The sequence below is a fragment of the Pseudomonas zhanjiangensis genome, from assembly GCF_041027545.1.
Taxonomy (GTDB): domain Bacteria; phylum Pseudomonadota; class Gammaproteobacteria; order Pseudomonadales; family Pseudomonadaceae; genus Aquipseudomonas; species Aquipseudomonas zhanjiangensis.
In genome coordinates this window covers 84,177-101,181 of record NZ_JBFTEG010000015.1, presented here as the reverse complement: position 1 = coordinate 101,181, position 17,005 = coordinate 84,177, and the positions used below count along the sequence as shown (strand labels likewise).

Below are 17,005 nucleotides of genomic sequence, written 5' to 3'. Positions count from 1 at the left end.
CTGAGCTGGCCTAGTTGAGCCAGCCAGTGGTGAAAGGCTTGAGTATCCATGAGCGGCAGACCTCCCGAGCGGATGCCTGCCTTTCAGATTAGTTCTTGCAACACATCATTGGGACATAGCCTTTTTTTAGGCCGTTGAATTGACGGCCGCGACGGTCAGACTTCTATCGCAGAGCCTTTGGGCTGCGCGCTCGAAGCAGGTGCTTCGCCGCCCACCGATAGCGTGCTTATGTTCACTGCATGCAGGCCCTTTGGGCCTTGGATGATATCGAAGCTCACGGGCTGTCCGGCCTTGAGCGTCTTGTAGCCGTCCATCTGGATAGCCGAGTAGTGGGCGAACAGGTCCTCATCTCGGCCGTCGGCCAGAATAAATCCGTAGCCTTTAGCGTTGTTGAACCACTTGACCTTACCGCTAAGCATGCTGATATCCCTCTGCAAAGGACTCCATCACTGGAGTATCATCCACTTCGATTCCGCGCGTGAATCAACCAGGTTGGGCGAGGGCGCGGAATCCCTCAATACCCGCAGGTGGGTATTCATTGTTTGTAACACCGTTTTGCCGATAGTCAAGGTGGTGCTGCAACCACCTGCGAAGCCGGTCAAACTCCGTCTAACATCCGCATTCGCTCAGCCACGAACCATTATCCCGACATGCATGCAAGTAGCCAGATTCGACTAACATTCAATCAGGATCGCCCTGCAACGCACGAGGATGATTCCACCGGTCTTGCCGTGCAGGAATCGAAGCCGGAGTTGCAGGCACCACCGCTGTATAAGGTGGTCTTATTCAATGACGACTACACACCGATGGATTTCGTGGTCGAGGTGCTCGAGGTGTTCTTCAATTTAAATCGGGAGCTGGCGACCAAGATCATGCTGACCGTCCACACAGAGGGGCGTGCAGTATGCGGAGTGTTTACCCGTGATATCGCCGAGACCAAGGCTATGCAGGTCAACCAGTACGCGAGAGAAAGCCAGCATCCGCTACTCTGTGAGATCGAGAAGGACGGTTAACGCCGGCCGCTTGGGTATGAGGTGAAGCTATGTTGAATCGAGAGCTCGAAGTCACCCTCAATCTGGCCTTCAAGGAGGCTCGCACCAAGCGTCATGAATTCATGACGGTTGAGCATCTCCTTCTGGCCCTACTGGATAACGATGCGGCCGCCAGCGTGCTGCGCGCGTGCGGAGCAAACCTCGACAAGCTGCGGCATGATCTGCAGGAATTCATCGACTCCACCACGCCGTTGATCCCTCAGCATGACGAAGAGCGCGAGACCCAGCCAACCCTGGGCTTTCAGCGCGTGCTGCAGCGCGCGGTATTTCATGTGCAGAGCTCCGGCAAGCGCGAAGTCACCGGTGCCAACGTATTGGTGGCGATCTTCAGCGAACAGGAGAGCCAGGCAGTATTTCTGCTCAAGCAGCAGAGTGTCGCCCGTATCGATGTGGTCAACTTCATTGCCCATGGCATTTCCAAGGTCCCAGGACATGGCGGTCACCCGGAATCCGATCCGGAGCTGCAGGATGAGGAGGGGGGCGAGTCCTCGACCTCGGGCAATCCGCTGGAGGCCTATGCCAGCAACCTGAATGAGCTGGCGCGCCAGGGGCGGATCGATCCGCTGGTCGGGCGCGAGCCCGAGGTGGAGCGTGTGGCGCAGATCCTCGCACGCCGTCGCAAGAACAACCCGTTGTTGGTTGGCGAGGCCGGGGTGGGCAAGACAGCGATCGCCGAGGGCCTGGCCAAGCGCATCGTCGACAGCCAAGTGCCCGAGATGCTGGCGACCAGTGTGGTCTATTCGCTGGACCTCGGCGCGCTGCTGGCCGGAACCAAATACCGTGGTGATTTCGAGAAGCGTTTCAAGGCGCTGCTCAATGAGCTGCGCAAGCGCCCGCATGCCATCCTGTTCATCGATGAGATCCACACCATCATCGGTGCCGGCGCCGCCTCGGGTGGCGTCATGGATGCGTCCAATCTGCTCAAGCCAATGCTGTCCTCCGGCGAGATCCGCTGCATAGGCTCCACCACCTTCCAGGAATTTCGTGGCATTTTCGAGAAGGATCGCGCGTTGGCGAGGCGCTTCCAGAAAGTCGATGTCAGTGAGCCCTCGGTGGATGACACCTACGGCATCCTCAAGGGCCTCAAGGGGCGTTTCGAGCAGCATCATGGCATCGAGTACAGCGACGAAGCCCTGCGCGCCGCCGCGGAACTGGCTGCACGCTATATCAATGACCGGCATATGCCGGACAAGGCCATCGATGTGATCGACGAGGCGGGGGCTTATCAGCGCCTGCAACCGGAGGAAAAGCGAGCCAAGCGCATCGAGGTGGCACAGGTCGAGGATATCGTGGCGAAAATCGCACGCATTCCGCCCAAGCATGTCAGCAGCTCGGACAAGGAGCTGCTGCGCAATCTGGAGCGCGACCTCAAACTCACCGTGTTTGGTCAGGATGCCGCCATCGACTCCCTCTCCACGGCAATCAAGCTGTCGCGCGCCGGACTCAAGGCGCCGGACAAGCCGGTGGGCTCGTTCCTGTTCGCCGGCCCGACTGGGGTCGGCAAGACCGAGGCTGCGCGTCAGTTGGCCAAGGCGCTGGGGATAGAGCTGGTGCGCTTCGATATGTCGGAGTACATGGAGCGCCATACTGTTTCCCGTTTGATCGGCGCGCCTCCGGGGTATGTGGGGTTCGATCAGGGTGGCCTGCTCACCGAAGCCATCACCAAGATGCCGCATTGCGTGCTGCTGCTCGATGAGATCGAGAAGGCGCACCCCGAGGTCTTCAATCTGCTGCTGCAGGTCATGGATCACGGCACGCTGACCGACAACAACGGGCGCAAGGCGGACTTCCGCAACGTCATTCTGATCATGACCACCAATGCCGGTGCTGAAACCGCTGCCCGCGCCTCCATCGGCTTTACCCATCAGGACCATTCGTCCGATGCCATGGAAGTGATCAAGAAGAGCTTCACGCCGGAGTTCCGCAACCGCCTGGATACCATCATCCAGTTTGGTCGCCTCAGTCATGAGGTGATCAAGAGCATCGTCGACAAGTTCCTCACCGAACTGCAGGCACAGCTCGAAGACAAGCGCGTCATGCTCGAGGTCAGCGATGCCGCGCGCGGCTGGTTGGCGGAGCAGGGCTATGACGTGCTCATGGGGGCCCGACCGATGGCGCGCCTGATCCAGGACAAGATCAAGCGACCACTGGCCGAAGAGATTCTGTTCGGCGAATTGGCCGAGCATGGTGGCGTGGTGCATATCGATTTCAGCGAAGGGGAGCTGACCTTCGAGTTCGAAACCACCGCTGAAGTGGCCTGACGCGCATCCTGCGCACACAAAAACGCCCGGGTATGCCGGGCGTTTTTACTGGTGCTTGGCTTAGCGGGCGCGGTAGGTGATGCGACCCTTGCTCAAGTCATAGGGGGTCAGCTCAACGCGAACCTTGTCGCCAGTCAAAATGCGGATGTAGTTCTTGCGCATCTTTCCGGAGATGTGCGCGGTAACGACGTGCCCGTTTTCCAACTCCACACGGAACATGGTGTTGGGCAGGGTGTCGACGACAGTGCCTTCCATTTCGAAGCTGTCTTCTTTCGACATGCAGTAAAGCCCTCGGTATCCAAAGAATGGCCCGGTACAACTGGCCCCAGGCAAAAGCGGCGTGCATTGTGCCCGAAAACAGCCCCGCGCGCCAAGTGGCTTCAGGTAAGCATTGTCCAGCGTTGATTGATGAACAGTTCAATCGGTCGATATTGGGTCTTGTAGCTCATCTTGCGACAATTCTTGATCCAGTAGCCTAGGTACAGCGCGTGCAAGCCCAGGCGAGCGGTTTCGGCAATCTGCCAGAGTATCGCGAACCGTCCGAGGCTGCGGCGCTCCTCGCAAGGCTCGTAGAAGGTGTACACCGCGGACAAGCCATTGGGCAGGACGTCGGTCACGGCGAGCGCCAGCAGCCTTCCCTCGTGGCGGAATTCGTAGAAGCGCGAGAAGGGCAGGTCACGCACCAGAAAAGTGGAAAACTGATCGCGGCTGGGCGGGTACATGTCGCCATCGGCATGGCGTTGCTCGATGTAGCGGACGTACAGGTCGTAGTACTCCTCATTGAAGCTGGGGCGCGCGGCGCGAACCTGTATGTCGGCATTGCGCTTGAGGATGCGGCGTTGCTGGCGGCTGGGCTTGAAGGGGGCTGCCGGAATCCGGGCAGGTACGCAAGCCATGCAGTGCTGGCAGTGAGGGCGATAGAGGTGATCGCCGCTGCGGCGAAAGCCCATTTCCGAAAGTTCGGCGTACACCTGCGCATCCATCGGCTGGCTGGGGTCGAGAAACAGGGTGGTAGCCTGTTCGTCGGGCAGATAGCTGCAGGGATGCGGCTGAGTGGCGTAAAACTTCAGACGAGCCAGCTCGGTCATGATCAACTCTCGGAGTGAGGCCTGAATTAAGTGTAAGTCAGGTGGGCGTGCTCGCCTAGGCGGCCCAGTCGGCACCGCTGGGCCGGTCAAGATGGTCGCGCAGGTAGTCGCTGAACTGGCTGCGACTGATCGCGCGGGCGCCGAGGCTGTGCAGATGCTGGGTGGGCATCTGGCAGTCGATCAGGACGAAGCCCCAGGCGGCCAGGTGCTCGACCAGTGACACGAAGCCGACCTTGGAGGCGTTGTCTGCGCGGCTGAACATCGACTCGCCGAAGAACAGCTGGCCAAAGGCCAGTCCGTAGAGCCCGCCAACCAGCTTGCCTGCGTGCCAGACTTCGACCGAGTGGGCGTGGCCGCGCCGATGCAGCTCCAGGTAGGCGCTCTGCATACCTTCGGTGATCCAGGTGCCGTCGGCGTACGCGCGAGGTTCGGCGCAGGCCTTGATGACCTCGGCAAATGCTTGGTCGAAGCTCACCTGGTAGTACTGCTGGCGTAGCACCTTGCGCAGGCTGCGCGATACATGCAGCTCGCTCGGTAGCAGTACGGTGCGGGGGTCGGGTGACCACCAGAGGATGGGTTGGCCCTGCTGGTACCAAGGGAAGCAGCCGTGCCTATAGGCCCGAATCAGGCGCTCGGCGCTCAGGTCGCCTCCCGCGGCGAGCAAGCCATTGGGGTCGCGAAGGGCCTTGTCCAGAGGCGGAAAGTCCAGGGAGTCGCGTTGCAGCCAGGTCAGCATCGTCGAGATCATGCAGGGCAGAGCAGGCGCTTGACGCCTGCTCTGCGACTATTAATAGTCGTCGAGGAACTTCTCGACATCCAGTGCGGCCATGCAGCCGGCGCCAGCTGAGGTGATTGCCTGGCGATAGACGTGATCGGCTACGTCGCCGGCAGCGAAGACGCCCTCGATGCTGGTTGCAGTGGCATTGCCTTCACTGCCGCCCCTGACCAACAGGTAGCCGTCACGCATCTCCAATTGCCCCTGGAACAGCTCGGTATTGGGCTTGTGGCCAATGGCGATGAAGACTCCGGCGAGTGGCAGTTCCTTGGTTGCACCATTGAGGGTGTCCTTCAGGCGCACGCCGGTTACCCCGCTGGCATCGCCGAGAACCTCGTCCAGGGTGTGATTCCAGTGCAGTTCGACATTGCCGTTGGCGGCCTTGTCGAACAGTTTGTCCTGGAGGATTTTCTCCGAGCGCAGCTTGTCGCGGCGGTGGATCAGGTGCACCTGCTTGGCGATGTTGGACAGGTAGAGCGCCTCTTCGACCGCGGTATTGCCGCCGCCGATTACGGCGACTACCTGGTTGCGATAGAAGAAACCATCGCAGGTCGCGCAGGCGGACACGCCCTTGCCGGCAAAGGCCTCTTCCGAGGGCAGGCCGAGGTACTGGGCCGATGCGCCGGTGGCAATGATCAGCGCGTCGCAAGTGTAGGTGCCGCTGTCGCCCTTGAGGGTGAAGGGGCGTGACTGCAACTCGGCGGTATGAATGTGGTCATAGACGATCTCGGTGTCGAAACGCTCGGCATGTTTCTGCATGCGCTCCATGAGTGCCGGACCGGTCAGGCCTTCGACGTCGCCAGGCCAGTTGTCCACTTCTGTGGTGGTGGTGAGCTGGCCGCCGGGCTGAATGCCGGTAATGATCACAGGCTTGAGGTTGGCACGCGCCGCGTAGACCGCCGCGCTGTAGCCTGCCGGGCCAGAGCCCAGGATGATCAGGCGCGAATGCTTGACTTCACTCATAAAAACACCTCATAAGCCTTTGTCACAAAAGAGAATGCATGCTCCAATTGAGCCGCACGGAAGAACGTGCCGGCTATGCTACACCGAAGCAACAGCGAGGGGGAGCCGGAAGCCCGGGCAGGGCGCGACCACTTCTCTGGCGTGGCTTGGCGGGGCGAAAACCGTACAATAGGGCAAATTTTGCCATCAACCGACCAATCGGCCTTTAGCCGACGCAGGAACGGATGCGTTTGAAGAACTCTAGCCCCACCACACAGGCCCCCGTCTGGCGCCAGCAATTGCCTTACCGGCTGAAAGAAGGTGCCCTGATCGCCCTCGGCGCAGCCTGCCTTTATCTGTGGATGGCATTGTTGAGCTACGATCCGGGCGATCCCGGCTGGACCCATACCAGCAGCGTCGCGCAGGTGCAGAATGCCGCTGGTCGGGCGGGTGCCTGGTTTGCCGACATCCTGTTCATGGCGCTCGGCTATTTCGCCTACGTGTTCCCGCTGTTGCTGGGGATCAAGACCCTGCAGGTATTTCGCGAGCGGCATCAGCCGTGGCACTGGAGTGGCTGGCTGTTTTCCTGGCGCCTGATCGGCCTGGTATTTCTGGTGCTCTCCGGCGCGGCCTTGGCCGATATTCACTTCGATGCCGGCTCGAACATGCCGGCTTCGGCCGGCGGGGCATTGGGCGAGAGCCTGGGGCAGTTGGCCGAGGGCGCGCTGAATGTCCAGGGCAGTACCCTGATGTTCATCGCCTTGTTCCTGTTCGGCTTGACCGTGTTCAGCGACCTGTCCTGGTTCAGGGTCATGGACCTGACCGGCAAGATCACCCTGGACCTGATCGAGCTGCTGCATAGCCTGGTCAATCGCTGGTGGAGCGCACGTCTCGAGCGTAAACAGCTGGTGGCGCAGCTTCGCGAGGTGGATGAGCAGGTAAGCGAAGTGGCCGCACCCATGGTGCTGGATCGTCGCGAGCAGGCCAAGGTCAAGGCGCGCCTGCTCGAGCGCGAGGAGGCGCTGAGCAAGCACATGAGTGCCCGCGAGACGCATCCTGCCCCGATCATTACCCCACCGGCTGCGCCCAAGGCCGTTGAGCCGAGCAAGCGGGTGCTCAAGGAGAAGCAGGCGCCGCTGTTCGTCGACAGCGCGGTGGAAGGCACCCTGCCGCCGATATCCATACTCGATGTGGCGGAGAAGAAACAGAAGAAGTATTCGCCGGAATCGCTGGAGGCGATGTCGCGCCTGCTGGAGATCAAGCTCAAGGAGTTTGGTGTCGAGGTGATCGTCGAGTCCGTTCATCCGGGGCCGGTGATCACCCGCTTCGAGATCCAGCCTGCCGCCGGGGTCAAGGTCAGCCGCATCTCCAATCTGGCCAAGGACCTGGCGCGCTCTCTGGCGGTAATCAGCGTGCGGGTGGTCGAAGTGATCCCCGGCAAGACCACCGTGGGCATCGAGATCCCCAACGAAGACCGGCAGATCGTGCGCTTTTCCGAGGTCTTGTCTTCGCCCGAATATGACGACGCCAAGTCGCCGGTGACCCTGGCACTGGGCCACGATATTGGCGGCAAGCCCGTCATCACGGACCTGGCGAAGATGCCGCACCTGCTGGTGGCCGGTACCACCGGCTCCGGCAAGTCGGTCGGGGTCAACGCGATGATCCTGTCGATCCTGTTCAAGTCGCCGCCGGAAGACGCGCGCCTGATCATGATCGACCCGAAGATGCTCGAACTGTCGATCTACGAGGGTATTCCGCACCTGCTCTGCCCGGTAGTCACCGACATGAAGGAGGCCGCCAATGCCCTGCGCTGGAGTGTCGCCGAAATGGAGCGGCGCTATCGACTGATGGCGGCCATGGGCGTGCGTAACCTGGCCGGCTTCAACCGCAAGGTCAAGGATGCCATCGAGGCGGGCACGCCACTGCCCGATCCGCTGTACAAGCGCCAGAGCATGGAGGACGAGGCACCGCTGCTACAGACGCTGCCCACCATCGTGGTGATCGTCGACGAGTTCGCCGACATGATGATGATCGTCGGCAAGAAGGTCGAGGAGCTGATCGCGCGCATCGCTCAGAAGGCCCGGGCCGCTGGCATTCACCTGATTCTCGCGACCCAGCGCCCCTCGGTGGATGTGATCACCGGCCTGATCAAGGCCAACATTCCGACCCGCATGGCCTTCCAGGTATCGAGCAAGATCGACTCGCGAACCATTCTCGACCAGGGCGGCGCCGAGCAGTTGCTCGGCCACGGCGACATGCTCTATCTGCCGCCGGGGACCGGCTTGCCGATCCGGGTGCATGGCGCTTTCGTCTCCGACGAAGAAGTGCACCGCGTGGTCGAGGCCTGGAAGCTCAGGGGCTCGCCCGACTATATCGAGGACATCCTGGCAGGCGTCGAGGAGTCCGGTAGCGGTTTCGACGGTGGCGGCGGCGAGGGTGGTGGTGAAGGCAGCGAAGAAGACCCGTTGTACGATGAGGCCGTGCGCTTCGTCACCGAGAGCCGCCGAGCTTCGATTTCCGCCGTGCAGCGTAAATTGAAGATCGGCTACAACCGCGCCGCGCGTATGATCGAAGCCATGGAAATGGCCGGGGTTGTCACCTCGATGAACACCAATGGCTCGCGCGAAGTGATCGCGCCCGGGCCCACTCGCGATTAACCCCTGGAAACGGATTTGATGAGGAGTTCCATGCGCCTGATTCGCCTGCTGTTGCTGACCGTTCTGAGCATTGCCTGCCTGCCTGCGCTGGCCGATGAGGACGCGGCTGTCCAGCGCCTGACCCAGTTGCTCAATCAGGCGCAGACGATTACCGCACGTTTTTCCCAATTGACCCTGGACGGCAGCGGCACCCAGTTGCAGGAGACCGCTGGACAACTGGCGCTCAAGCGCCCGGGGCTGTTCCGCTGGCACACCGATGAGCCGATGGAACAGTTGCTGGTATCCAATGGCAAGAAGGTCTGGTTGTACGACCCGGACCTCGAGCAGGTGACCATTCAGACCCTGGATCAGCGTCTGACCCACACACCGGCGCTGCTGCTGTCGGGCGATGTGTCGCAGATCCGGGAGAACTTCGAGATCAGCTTCAAGGAAGGCGGCAGTGTGGTGGACTTCATCCTCAAGCCGAAATCCAAGGACACCCTGTTCGACACCCTGCGCCTGTCGTTCCGCAGCGGCACGCTCAACGACATGCAGCTGATCGACAGCATCGGTCAGCGCACCAATATCCTGTTCCTCAATGTCAAAATGAACGAGCCCCTGGATGACGGGCAGTTCAGCTTCGACATTCCCGAGGGCGCAGACGTGATTCAAGAGTAAAGAGTTCGCGATGGATCTGTTTCGCAGCGCCCCTGTCGCCCAACCCCTGGCAGCCCGCTTGCGCGCTGCCAGCCTGGACGAATACGTCGGTCAGGAGCATCTGCTGGCCCGGGGCAAGCCCTTGCGCGAGGCGCTGGAGCAGGGCGCGCTGCATTCGATGATCTTCTGGGGCCCGCCGGGCGTCGGCAAGACCACCCTGGCCCGACTGCTGGCGCAGGTCACCGACGCTCATTTCGAGACGATTTCCGCGGTGCTTTCGGGGGTCAAGGAGATTCGCCAGGCGGTCGAGGTCGCCCAGCAGCATGCGGCGCAATACGGACGCCGGACCATCCTATTCGTAGACGAAGTGCACCGCTTCAATAAATCCCAGCAGGACGCCTTCCTGCCCTATGTCGAAGACGGCACCCTGATCTTCATCGGCGCCACCACCGAGAATCCCTCGTTCGAACTGAACAATGCCTTGCTCTCGCGGGCTCGCGTCTATGTGCTCAAGAGCCTCGACGAAGCGGCGCTGCGCAAACTGGTCGGGCGCGCGCTCAACGATCCCAAGGGGTTGGCCGAGCGCCAGCTGAAACTGCCGGAGGAAAGCTTCAAGATCCTCCTGGCCGCCGCCGACGGAGACGGTCGGCGCCTGCTCAACTTTCTGGAGAATGCCGCCGACCTGGCCGAAGATGGCGGCGAAATTAGCGTCGAACTGCTCCAGGATCTGTTGGGCGACAGCCGCCGGCGCTTCGACAAGGGCGGTGAGGCCTTCTACGACCAGATTTCCGCGTTGCACAAGTCGGTGCGCGGCTCCAGTCCGGACGGCGCGCTCTATTGGTATGCGCGCATGCTCGATGGCGGCTGCGACCCGCTCTACATCGCCCGCCGCGTGGTCCGCATGGCCAGCGAGGATATCGGCAATGCCGATCCGCGCGCATTGAGCCTGTGCCTGTCGGCCTGGGAGGTGCAGGAGCGCCTGGGCAGCCCGGAGGGCGAACTGGCGGTGGCTCAGGCCATCGTTTACCTGGCGTGTGCGCCCAAGAGCAACGCGGTGTACAACGCTTTCAAAAGTGCGATGCGCGATGCCGCTGAGCATGGCTCCCTGGAGGTTCCGCTGCACCTGCGCAATGCTCCGACCAAGCTGATGAAGGAGTTGGGCTACGGCGACGAGTACCGCTATGCCCATGACGAGCCGGAGGCCTATGCCGCCGGCGAGGACTACTTCCCCGAACAGTTGCAGCCACGCCGGTACTATCAGCCGGTGCCCAGGGGGCTGGAGCTGAAGATCGGCGACAAGTTGAACCACCTGGCCGCGCAGGATCGCACCAGCACGCGGCAGAGGAGAAAGCCGTGATAGGCGCGGTAGTCGCCGTAGCCGCCGGCGGGGCCCTGGGATCCTTGATGCGGTTTGCCACCGCCAACTGGATCAACAGCCACTGGCCGCAGCACTTCAATATCGCCACCTTGCTGGTCAATATCGCCGGCTGCCTGCTGATCGGCTACTTCTATGGGGTCTTCCTGCTGCGCGCGGATGTTCCGCTGGAACTGCGTGCAGGCCTGATCGTCGGCTTCCTCGGCGGCCTGACCACTTTTTCGTCCTTTTCCCTCGACACGCTGCGCCTGCTGGAAAGCGGGCAGGCACCGCTTGCCATCGGCTATGCGGCGTTCAGCGTGTTCGGTGGCCTGCTCGCCACCTGGGCGGGCTTGTCCCTGACCAAACTCTGATGATGAGAGACCAAGATGCTTGATTCGAAATTGGTGCGTAGCCAACTGCAAGAAATCGCCCAGCGCCTCGCGACTCGCGGCTTCGAACTGGATGTGGCGCGTTTCGAAGGGCTGGAGGCCCGGCGCAAGGACGTGCAGACCCGCACCGAGCAGCTGCAGGCCGAGCGCAACAGCCGTTCCAAGGCCATCGGCCAGGCCAAGCAGCGGGGCGAGGACATCGCGCCGATGCTGGCCGATGTCGATCGCATGGGCAGTGAATTGGAGGCGGGCAAGCGCGAGCTGGACGCCATTCAGCTGGAGCTGGACGAGCTGATGCTGAACATTCCCAACCTGCCACACGAGTCGGTGCCGGTGGGGGGCGACGAGGACGCCAATGTCGAGGTGCGGCGCTGGGGCACTCCCAGGGCTTTCGACTTCGAGATCAAGGATCACGTCAGCCTGGGCGAGCAGCACGGCTGGCTGGACTTCGAGACCGCCGCCAAGCTGTCCGGCGCGCGCTTTGCCCTGTTACGCGGCCCCATTGCCCGCCTGCACCGCGCCCTGGCGCAGTTCATGCTCGACCTGCATACCCGCGAACACGGCTATGAAGAGGCTTACACGCCTTATCTGGTACAGGCACCGGCCCTGCAGGGCACCGGCCAGCTGCCCAAGTTCGAAGAAGACCTGTTCAAGATCGGTCGCGAGAACGAGGCCGACCTGTACCTGATCCCGACCGCCGAGGTCTCGCTGACCAATATCGTCGCCGGTGAGATCCTCGACGCCAAACAGCTACCCCTGAAGTTCGTCGCCCATACCCCCTGTTTCCGCAGCGAGGCCGGCGCTTCCGGGCGCGACACCCGCGGCATGATTCGCCAGCACCAGTTCGACAAGGTCGAGATGGTACGGATCGTCGAGCCAGGCACCTCCTATGAGGCACTCGAGGAACTGACCGCAAACGCCGAGAAAGTCCTGCAGTTGCTGGAGTTGCCCTATCGGGTGCTGGCCCTGTGCACCGGCGACATGGGTTTCGGCGCGACCAAGACCTATGACCTGGAGGTCTGGGTGCCGAGCCAGGACAAGTACCGCGAGATTTCCTCCTGCTCCAACTGCGGTGACTTCCAGGCGCGGCGCATGCAGGCGCGCTTCCGCAATCCGGAAACCGGCAAGCCGGAGCTGCTGCACACCCTGAACGGTTCGGGCCTGGCCGTGGGCCGCACCCTGGTCGCGGTGCTGGAAAACTACCAGCAGGCCGACGGTTCGATTCTCGTCCCGGATGTTCTCAAGCCCTATATGGGCGGTATTGAGGTCATTGGTTAAACCGCGCCGAGTGAAGCGGACGCCAGGTCGTCCGCTTTTGATTCACTTCCGCGAGCCGCGCTGCCGGGCAGCGTGACGCATCGAATCCGCCACCAAGGTATGCCGTATGGACTTCCTACCCCTGTTCCATAAATTGCAAGGTCGCCGGGTGCTGGTGGTCGGCGGCGGCGAGGTAGCCCTGCGCAAGGCACGTCTGCTGGCCGATGCGGGGGCGGCTCTGCGGGTGGTGGCACCGCAGGTACACGATGAGCTGCGCACGCTGTCCGGGCAGGCGAACAACCAGCTGTTGCTGCGCGGCTACCAGCCCGACGACCTGCAGGGTGTGGCGCTGATCATCGCGGCCACCGACGACGAAATGCTGAATGCACGTATCTCCGAGCAGGCCCAGGCCCTCGGTCTGCCGGTCAACGTGGTGGATGCGCCCAGGCTGTGCAGCGTGATCTTTCCGGCCATCGTCGACCGTTCGCCGCTGATTGTCGCGGTCAGCAGCGGCGGCGATGCGCCGGTCCTGGCGCGCCTGATCCGCGCCAAGATCGAGACCTGGATTCCGGCGACCTACGGGCAACTGGCCGGCTTGGCCAAGAAGTTTCGCGCCCAGGTCAAGGGCCTGCTGGCCGATGTGCAGCAGCGCCGGGTGTTCTGGGAGGAGGTGTTTCAGGGCCCGATTGCCGAGAGCGTGTTTTCCGGCAAGCTGCGTGAGGCCGAGCGGCTGCTCGCCGACAAAGTCGCAGGGAGCGCGCCACAGGCCTTGGGCGAGGTGTACCTGGTCGGTGCCGGGCCGGGCGATCCGGACCTGCTGACCTTTCGCGCCCTGCGGCTGATGCAGCAAGCCGATGTGGTGCTCTACGATCGCCTGGTGGCCCCGCAGATCATCGAGCTGTGCCGGCGCGACGCCGAGCGGATCTATGTCGGCAAGCGTCGGGCCGAGCATGCGCTACCCCAGGAGCAGATCAACCAGCGCCTGGTCAGCCTGGCCAAGGAAGGCAAGCGGGTGCTGCGCCTGAAGGGCGGCGATCCCTTCATCTTCGGCCGTGGCGGCGAGGAGATCGAGGAACTGGCCGCCCACGGCATTCCCTTTCAGGTGGTGCCGGGAATCACCGCGGCCTCCGGCTGCGCGGCCTATGCCGGGATTCCGCTGACCCATCGCGACCACGCCCAGTCGGTACGCTTCGTCACCGGCCACCTCAAGGACGGCAGCTGTGATCTGCCCTGGGCGGAACTTGCCAAGCCGAGCCAGACCCTGGTGCTGTACATGGGCCTGGTTGGGTTGCCCATGATCTGCGAACAATTGATCGCACACGGTCGCGCGGCGACTACTCCGGCGGCACTGATCGAGCAGGGCACCACGCGCAATCAGCGGGTATTCACCGGTACCCTGGCGGACCTGCCGGAACTGGTGGGCCAGCATGAGGTGCATGCGCCGACCCTGGTCATCGTCGGTGAGGTGGTGCGCTTGCGCGACCAGCTTGCCTGGTTCGAGGGTGCTCAGGCCGAGGTCTGATCCCGCGCGCACAGGCTCATGAGCGCTGCCAGACGCCCTGGCCCGACAGGCGCTCACGGTCATGCCCACGGCTGAGATCTAGCGCCGGCCCGCGGGGCACTATGCCGGTCGGGTTGATCCCCAGATGGCTGGCATAGTAGTGGTGCCTGATGTGCTCGAAGTCGACGCTATCGGTTACCCCGGGCCACTGGTAGAGCTCGCGCAACCAATTGGACAGGTTCGGGTAGTCGACGATGCGCCGCAGGTTGCACTTGAAATGGCCGTGATACACCGCATCGAAGCGAATCAGGGTGGTGAACAGCCGCCAATCCGCTTCGGTGAGGTAGTCGCCCGCCAGATAGCGCCGGTCGTCGAGCAGCCCCTCCAGCCAATCGAGCGCGCCGAACAGTTCCCAGAAGGCCTCGTCATAGGCCTCTTGAGTGGTGGCGAAGCCGGCACGATAGACGCCGTTGTTCACCTGTGAGTAGACCCGCTGGTTGAGCGCATCGATTTCGCCGCGCAGCGCCTGCGGATAGAAATCCAGGCGATTGTCGGTCAGCTCATCGAAGGCGCAATTGAACATGCGGATGATCTCGGACGACTCGTTGCTGACGATGCGGCCCTGCTGCTTGTCCCACAACAGGGGCACGGTCACCCGTCCGGTATAGGCGGGATCGTCGCGAGTGTAGCGCTGATGCAGATAATCCAGATCGTCGATGGCGTCACCGGTGGAGCCGTGGCTCGCATCGAAGGTCCAGCCGTCACTGCGCATCAGCCAGCTCACGACCGAGACATCGATCAGATTCTCCAGGCCCTTGAGGGCGCGCAGGATCAGGGTGCGGTGGGCCCAGGGGCAGGCGAGCGACACGTACAGGTGATAGCGCCCGGCCTGCGCCTTGAAGCCCGCCTCGCCGCTGGGGCCGGCGCGGGTTATCCAGTGGCGCCTCTGGGCGTCTTCACGCTGGAAGTGCCCGTCTTCGCCGGTGTCGTACCACTGGTCATGCCAGCGTCCCTTGATTAGCAAGCCCATTGCCTGATGTCCTCTAGTAATGGCTGAGGACTCAGTTTAGCGGGGATTCATCGATCAATCGGCGCAAAAAGCCGCCCATTCGAATCGACTATGCCAATGTTTTCCGGGCATCCCAGCGCAGTTGCGCCTGTTCGAATGCCAGCTCGCGCGACATGCCCAGCCCGCGCAGTGCCACGGCGATGCTGCTGAGTACGGCAAGACGGCCATAGTCATCCTCGGCTTCGCCGCGCCAGAAGGCCTGCAGATGCGCGGGTTGCAGCGACTCCGGTTTGACGTGGCGTTGTGGTGACAGCGGGGGCCAGTCCTCGTCCCAGTTCTCGCCGTGCGCCGTGCCATAGAGGTGGCTGGTGGCGTCCGGGTTGATTTCGATTTCGCCGCCTTCGCCCTTGATCACCAGCGCCGTATCGCCGAGTAGTTGACTGGCCTCGCGGTGGACCGCCTGATAGCCGGGGTGAAAGATGCTCTGCAGGCCGCAGCGTGCCCCCAGTGGGTTGAGAATCCGCGCCAGGGAATGGATTGGCGAACGCAGGCCGAGGATATTGCGCAGGTCGATCATCCGTTGCAGGGCAGGCATCCAGGCTCCCAATGGGATGAACGCCAGCCGCTGTTGCTCCAGCGCCTGCTCGACCTCGGACCAGTCACGGCACACGGGAATGTTCAGCAGGCCGAGGACCTGCTCGCTGTACAGGCGTCCGGCGGTATGGGCGCCACCACCATGCAGCAAGATGCGCACGCCGCTCTGGGCCAGGGCCTTGGCGGCCAGCAGAAACCAGGGCAGGTGGCGCTTCTTGCCGGCATAGCTGGGCCAGTCCAGGTCGACGGCGATCGCGGGGGGCTGCAGGCGTTCGCGCACCGCCTCGGCGAAGCCGGCCATTTCCTCGGCGCTTTCCTCCTTGTGCCGCAGGAGCATCAGGAAGGCGCCCAATTGGGTATCTTCGACCTTGCCGTCGAGCAGCAGGCCCATGGCCTCGCGCGCCTCTTCGCGGGTGAGGTTGCGCGCACTGCGCTTGCCCTTGCCGAGGATGCGCACGAATTGAGCAAAGGGGTGTTCGGCTGGAGTCACGAGGTTCATAGGCAGTTCGTCGGTTTGGGCAGGCCCGCCAACTTGGCGGCGAGTTTGGCGGGAGTGCCTTTGAACAGGCGGTTGAGGTGCAGGCTGTTGCCTTTATCCGGACCGAGTTTGAGCGCAACGTACTTGATCAGGGGGCGATTGGCCGGCGCCAGCTGAAATTCGCGGTAGAACGCGCGCAGCAGGTGCAGCACCTCCCAATGTTCGGCGCTGAGCTGCAGCTCCTCGCGTTCGGCCAGGGCCTGGGCGACCTGCTCGCTCCAGTCATCCAGATCGGCCAGGTAGCCGTCCTTGTCCAGTTCGATACGGCGGCCGTCGACGTTCAACTGAGTCATAGCCAGCTATTGACCTTGTCGAAGCGACAGCTGAGTTCGACGAAAGCGGGGTAGTCGACCACCTGGACTCGCGCCGGCGCGTGGATCGCCCGCGCGTCGAGATCCTCGTCGAGGGCGAACAGGGCGATGCTCGCGGGCATCAGCGCCAGTGCCTGGGATTGTGCGGTGTCAGCTTGCAGGGCGTAGACCCCATCGCCGCAGAGCAGCAGGCCGTCGTCGCCGCCGAGCAGGCGCAGGCAGCTGCTCAGGCGGCTGTCGCTGAAGGGTGAGTGGGAGAGCACATGCAGAGTGGCCATCAGAGGGTGATCACCTGGTCGTAACGGTCGATAAGTATGGTGAGCGCTGCGTCGTCCAGTGCCTCGACCGCGAGGCTCAGGGGCTGCCCCTGCAGGCCGCGCTCCTGCAGGCTGCGCGCGGAGGCATAGAGCGCCTCGACACCGAACATCGGCAGCGCTTGCAGGTTGGCGCTCAGGTCTTTCTGTTGCAGGGCCGTGGGCTGTTGAGCCGCCACCAGTTGCAACACGCCGTCATCGAGAAACAGCAGGCCAATCGGCAGATCGAAGGCGCCGCCGGCCAGGGCGATATCCAGGGCCTCGCGCGCGGTGGGGCCCGACCAGGGCGCCTGGCGGCTGATGATCAACAGTGATTGACTCATC

18 protein-coding genes are annotated in these 17,005 nt (G+C 62.7%); 8 read left to right on the top strand and 10 right to left on the bottom strand.

Annotated elements, in window-relative coordinates; all coding sequences use genetic code 11:
* Nucleotides 1–155: 155 nt before the first annotated feature.
* Nucleotides 156–419: a cold shock domain-containing protein CspD gene (gene cspD, locus AB5S05_RS17370; protein ID WP_369288775.1), complete on the bottom strand. Its 264-nt coding sequence runs from the start codon at nucleotides 417–419 to the stop codon at nucleotides 156–158.
* A 231-nt stretch (nucleotides 420–650) separates the two neighbouring features.
* Here cspD and clpS point away from each other — a divergent pair, with 231 nt between their 5' ends.
* Both clpS and clpA read left to right on the top strand, forming a co-directional pair.
* Nucleotides 651–1,013 carry an ATP-dependent Clp protease adapter ClpS gene (clpS, locus tag AB5S05_RS17365; RefSeq protein WP_369288774.1) on the top strand — a complete coding sequence of 121 codons (363 nt, stop codon included), beginning with the start codon at nucleotides 651–653 and terminating at the stop codon, nucleotides 1,011–1,013.
* Between the two features lie 29 nt (nucleotides 1,014–1,042).
* Nucleotides 1,043–3,313: an ATP-dependent Clp protease ATP-binding subunit ClpA gene (clpA, locus tag AB5S05_RS17360; protein WP_369288773.1), complete on the top strand. Its 2,271-nt coding sequence runs from the start codon at nucleotides 1,043–1,045 to the stop codon at nucleotides 3,311–3,313.
* Between the two features lie 60 nt (nucleotides 3,314–3,373).
* Here clpA and infA read toward each other — a convergent pair whose 3' ends face one another.
* From infA to trxB, 4 genes are all read right to left on the bottom strand, one after another.
* Nucleotides 3,374–3,592 (bottom strand): translation initiation factor IF-1, encoded by a 219-nt coding sequence (infA, locus tag AB5S05_RS17355; RefSeq protein WP_002553999.1) that lies wholly within the window; start codon nucleotides 3,590–3,592, stop codon nucleotides 3,374–3,376.
* A 101-nt stretch (nucleotides 3,593–3,693) separates the two neighbouring features.
* Complete coding sequence (locus AB5S05_RS17350) at nucleotides 3,694–4,401, bottom strand: arginyltransferase (RefSeq protein WP_369288772.1); 708 nt, start codon at nucleotides 4,399–4,401, stop codon at nucleotides 3,694–3,696.
* A 55-nt stretch (nucleotides 4,402–4,456) separates the two neighbouring features.
* The gene (gene aat, locus AB5S05_RS17345) at nucleotides 4,457–5,137 is read right to left on the bottom strand and encodes a leucyl/phenylalanyl-tRNA--protein transferase (RefSeq protein ID WP_369288771.1); all 681 of its coding nucleotides are present in this window, start codon (nucleotides 5,135–5,137) and stop codon (nucleotides 4,457–4,459) included.
* A gap of 51 nt (nucleotides 5,138–5,188) precedes the next feature.
* The gene (gene trxB / locus AB5S05_RS17340) at nucleotides 5,189–6,139 is read right to left on the bottom strand and encodes a thioredoxin-disulfide reductase (protein ID WP_369288770.1); all 951 of its coding nucleotides are present in this window, start codon (nucleotides 6,137–6,139) and stop codon (nucleotides 5,189–5,191) included.
* 230 nt (nucleotides 6,140–6,369) lie between these two features.
* On the opposite strand from trxB, the gene ftsK reads away from it, so the two are divergent.
* The 6 genes from ftsK to cysG all read left to right on the top strand — a co-directional run bounded on the left by ftsK (nucleotide 6,370) and on the right by cysG (nucleotide 13,936).
* Nucleotides 6,370–8,775, top strand: a complete 2,406-nt coding sequence (gene ftsK, locus AB5S05_RS17335) for a DNA translocase FtsK (protein ID WP_369288769.1) — start codon at nucleotides 6,370–6,372, stop codon at nucleotides 8,773–8,775.
* A gap of 30 nt (nucleotides 8,776–8,805) precedes the next feature.
* Entirely contained in the window at nucleotides 8,806–9,432 is a 627-nt protein-coding gene (gene lolA / locus AB5S05_RS17330; protein ID WP_369288768.1) for an outer membrane lipoprotein periplasmic chaperone LolA, read from the top strand.
* A gap of 10 nt (nucleotides 9,433–9,442) precedes the next feature.
* The gene (locus tag AB5S05_RS17325; RefSeq protein WP_369288767.1) at nucleotides 9,443–10,768 is read left to right on the top strand and encodes a replication-associated recombination protein A; all 1,326 of its coding nucleotides are present in this window, start codon (nucleotides 9,443–9,445) and stop codon (nucleotides 10,766–10,768) included.
* On the top strand, nucleotides 10,765–11,139 hold the full coding sequence (gene crcB / locus AB5S05_RS17320; RefSeq protein ID WP_369288766.1) for a fluoride efflux transporter CrcB: 375 nt from the start codon (nucleotides 10,765–10,767) through the stop codon (nucleotides 11,137–11,139). The genes AB5S05_RS17325 and crcB overlap by 4 nt, the downstream gene beginning before the upstream one ends.
* Before the next feature lie 15 nt (nucleotides 11,140–11,154).
* Complete coding sequence (gene serS / locus AB5S05_RS17315; protein ID WP_369288765.1) at nucleotides 11,155–12,435, top strand: serine--tRNA ligase; 1,281 nt, start codon at nucleotides 11,155–11,157, stop codon at nucleotides 12,433–12,435.
* Between the two features lie 106 nt (nucleotides 12,436–12,541).
* Nucleotides 12,542–13,936, top strand: coding sequence for a siroheme synthase CysG (gene cysG / locus AB5S05_RS17310; protein WP_369288764.1), 1,395 nt, complete (start codon nucleotides 12,542–12,544; stop codon nucleotides 13,934–13,936).
* 16 nt (nucleotides 13,937–13,952) lie between these two features.
* On the opposite strand, the gene AB5S05_RS17305 is transcribed toward cysG, so the two are convergent.
* The 5 genes from AB5S05_RS17305 to tusC form a co-directional block, all read right to left on the bottom strand.
* Nucleotides 13,953–14,945: a glutathione S-transferase family protein gene (locus tag AB5S05_RS17305; protein ID WP_369288763.1), complete on the bottom strand. Its 993-nt coding sequence runs from the start codon at nucleotides 14,943–14,945 to the stop codon at nucleotides 13,953–13,955.
* An 88-nt stretch (nucleotides 14,946–15,033) separates the two neighbouring features.
* The gene (locus tag AB5S05_RS17300; RefSeq protein ID WP_369288762.1) at nucleotides 15,034–16,017 is read right to left on the bottom strand and encodes a glycosyl transferase family protein; all 984 of its coding nucleotides are present in this window, start codon (nucleotides 16,015–16,017) and stop codon (nucleotides 15,034–15,036) included.
* A complete protein-coding gene (locus AB5S05_RS17295) occupies nucleotides 16,014–16,349 on the bottom strand; it encodes a TusE/DsrC/DsvC family sulfur relay protein (RefSeq protein WP_369288761.1) in 336 nt (111 codons plus the stop codon). The genes AB5S05_RS17300 and AB5S05_RS17295 overlap by 4 nt, the downstream gene beginning before the upstream one ends.
* Nucleotides 16,346–16,645: a sulfurtransferase complex subunit TusB gene (gene tusB / locus AB5S05_RS17290; RefSeq protein WP_369288760.1), complete on the bottom strand. Its 300-nt coding sequence runs from the start codon at nucleotides 16,643–16,645 to the stop codon at nucleotides 16,346–16,348. The genes AB5S05_RS17295 and tusB overlap by 4 nt, the downstream gene beginning before the upstream one ends.
* Nucleotides 16,645–17,004: a sulfurtransferase complex subunit TusC gene (gene tusC / locus AB5S05_RS17285; RefSeq protein WP_369288759.1), complete on the bottom strand. Its 360-nt coding sequence runs from the start codon at nucleotides 17,002–17,004 to the stop codon at nucleotides 16,645–16,647. Before tusC ends, tusB begins: the two co-directional genes overlap by 1 nt.
* Nucleotide 17,005: the final 1 nt, after the last annotated feature.

What these genes read in the sequence shown, in the direction of transcription:
- cspD (WP_369288775.1), bottom strand. Translation starts at nt 419, where the DNA reads ATGCTTAGCGGTAAGGTCAAGTGGTTCAACAACGCTAAAGGCTACGGA.
- clpS (WP_369288774.1), top strand. Translation starts at nt 651, where the DNA reads ATGCATGCAAGTAGCCAGATTCGACTAACATTCAATCAGGATCGCCCT.
- clpA (WP_369288773.1), top strand. Translation starts at nt 1,043, where the DNA reads ATGTTGAATCGAGAGCTCGAAGTCACCCTCAATCTGGCCTTCAAGGAG.
- infA (WP_002553999.1), bottom strand. Translation starts at nt 3,592, where the DNA reads ATGTCGAAAGAAGACAGCTTCGAAATGGAAGGCACTGTCGTCGACACC.
- AB5S05_RS17350 (WP_369288772.1), bottom strand. Translation starts at nt 4,401, where the DNA reads ATGACCGAGCTGGCTCGTCTGAAGTTTTACGCCACTCAGCCGCATCCC.
- aat (WP_369288771.1), bottom strand. Translation starts at nt 5,137, where the DNA reads ATGCTGACCTGGCTGCAACGCGACTCCCTGGACTTTCCGCCTCTGGAC.
- trxB (WP_369288770.1), bottom strand. Translation starts at nt 6,139, where the DNA reads ATGAGTGAAGTCAAGCATTCGCGCCTGATCATCCTGGGCTCTGGCCCG.
- lolA (WP_369288768.1), top strand. Translation starts at nt 8,806, where the DNA reads ATGCGCCTGATTCGCCTGCTGTTGCTGACCGTTCTGAGCATTGCCTGC.
- AB5S05_RS17325 (WP_369288767.1), top strand. Translation starts at nt 9,443, where the DNA reads ATGGATCTGTTTCGCAGCGCCCCTGTCGCCCAACCCCTGGCAGCCCGC.
- serS (WP_369288765.1), top strand. Translation starts at nt 11,155, where the DNA reads ATGCTTGATTCGAAATTGGTGCGTAGCCAACTGCAAGAAATCGCCCAG.
- cysG (WP_369288764.1), top strand. Translation starts at nt 12,542, where the DNA reads ATGGACTTCCTACCCCTGTTCCATAAATTGCAAGGTCGCCGGGTGCTG.
- AB5S05_RS17305 (WP_369288763.1), bottom strand. Translation starts at nt 14,945, where the DNA reads ATGGGCTTGCTAATCAAGGGACGCTGGCATGACCAGTGGTACGACACC.
- AB5S05_RS17300 (WP_369288762.1), bottom strand. Translation starts at nt 16,017, where the DNA reads ATGAACCTCGTGACTCCAGCCGAACACCCCTTTGCTCAATTCGTGCGC.
- AB5S05_RS17295 (WP_369288761.1), bottom strand. Translation starts at nt 16,349, where the DNA reads ATGACTCAGTTGAACGTCGACGGCCGCCGTATCGAACTGGACAAGGAC.
- tusB (WP_369288760.1), bottom strand. Translation starts at nt 16,645, where the DNA reads ATGGCCACTCTGCATGTGCTCTCCCACTCACCCTTCAGCGACAGCCGC.
- tusC (WP_369288759.1), bottom strand. Translation starts at nt 17,004, where the DNA reads ATGAGTCAATCACTGTTGATCATCAGCCGCCAGGCGCCCTGGTCGGGC.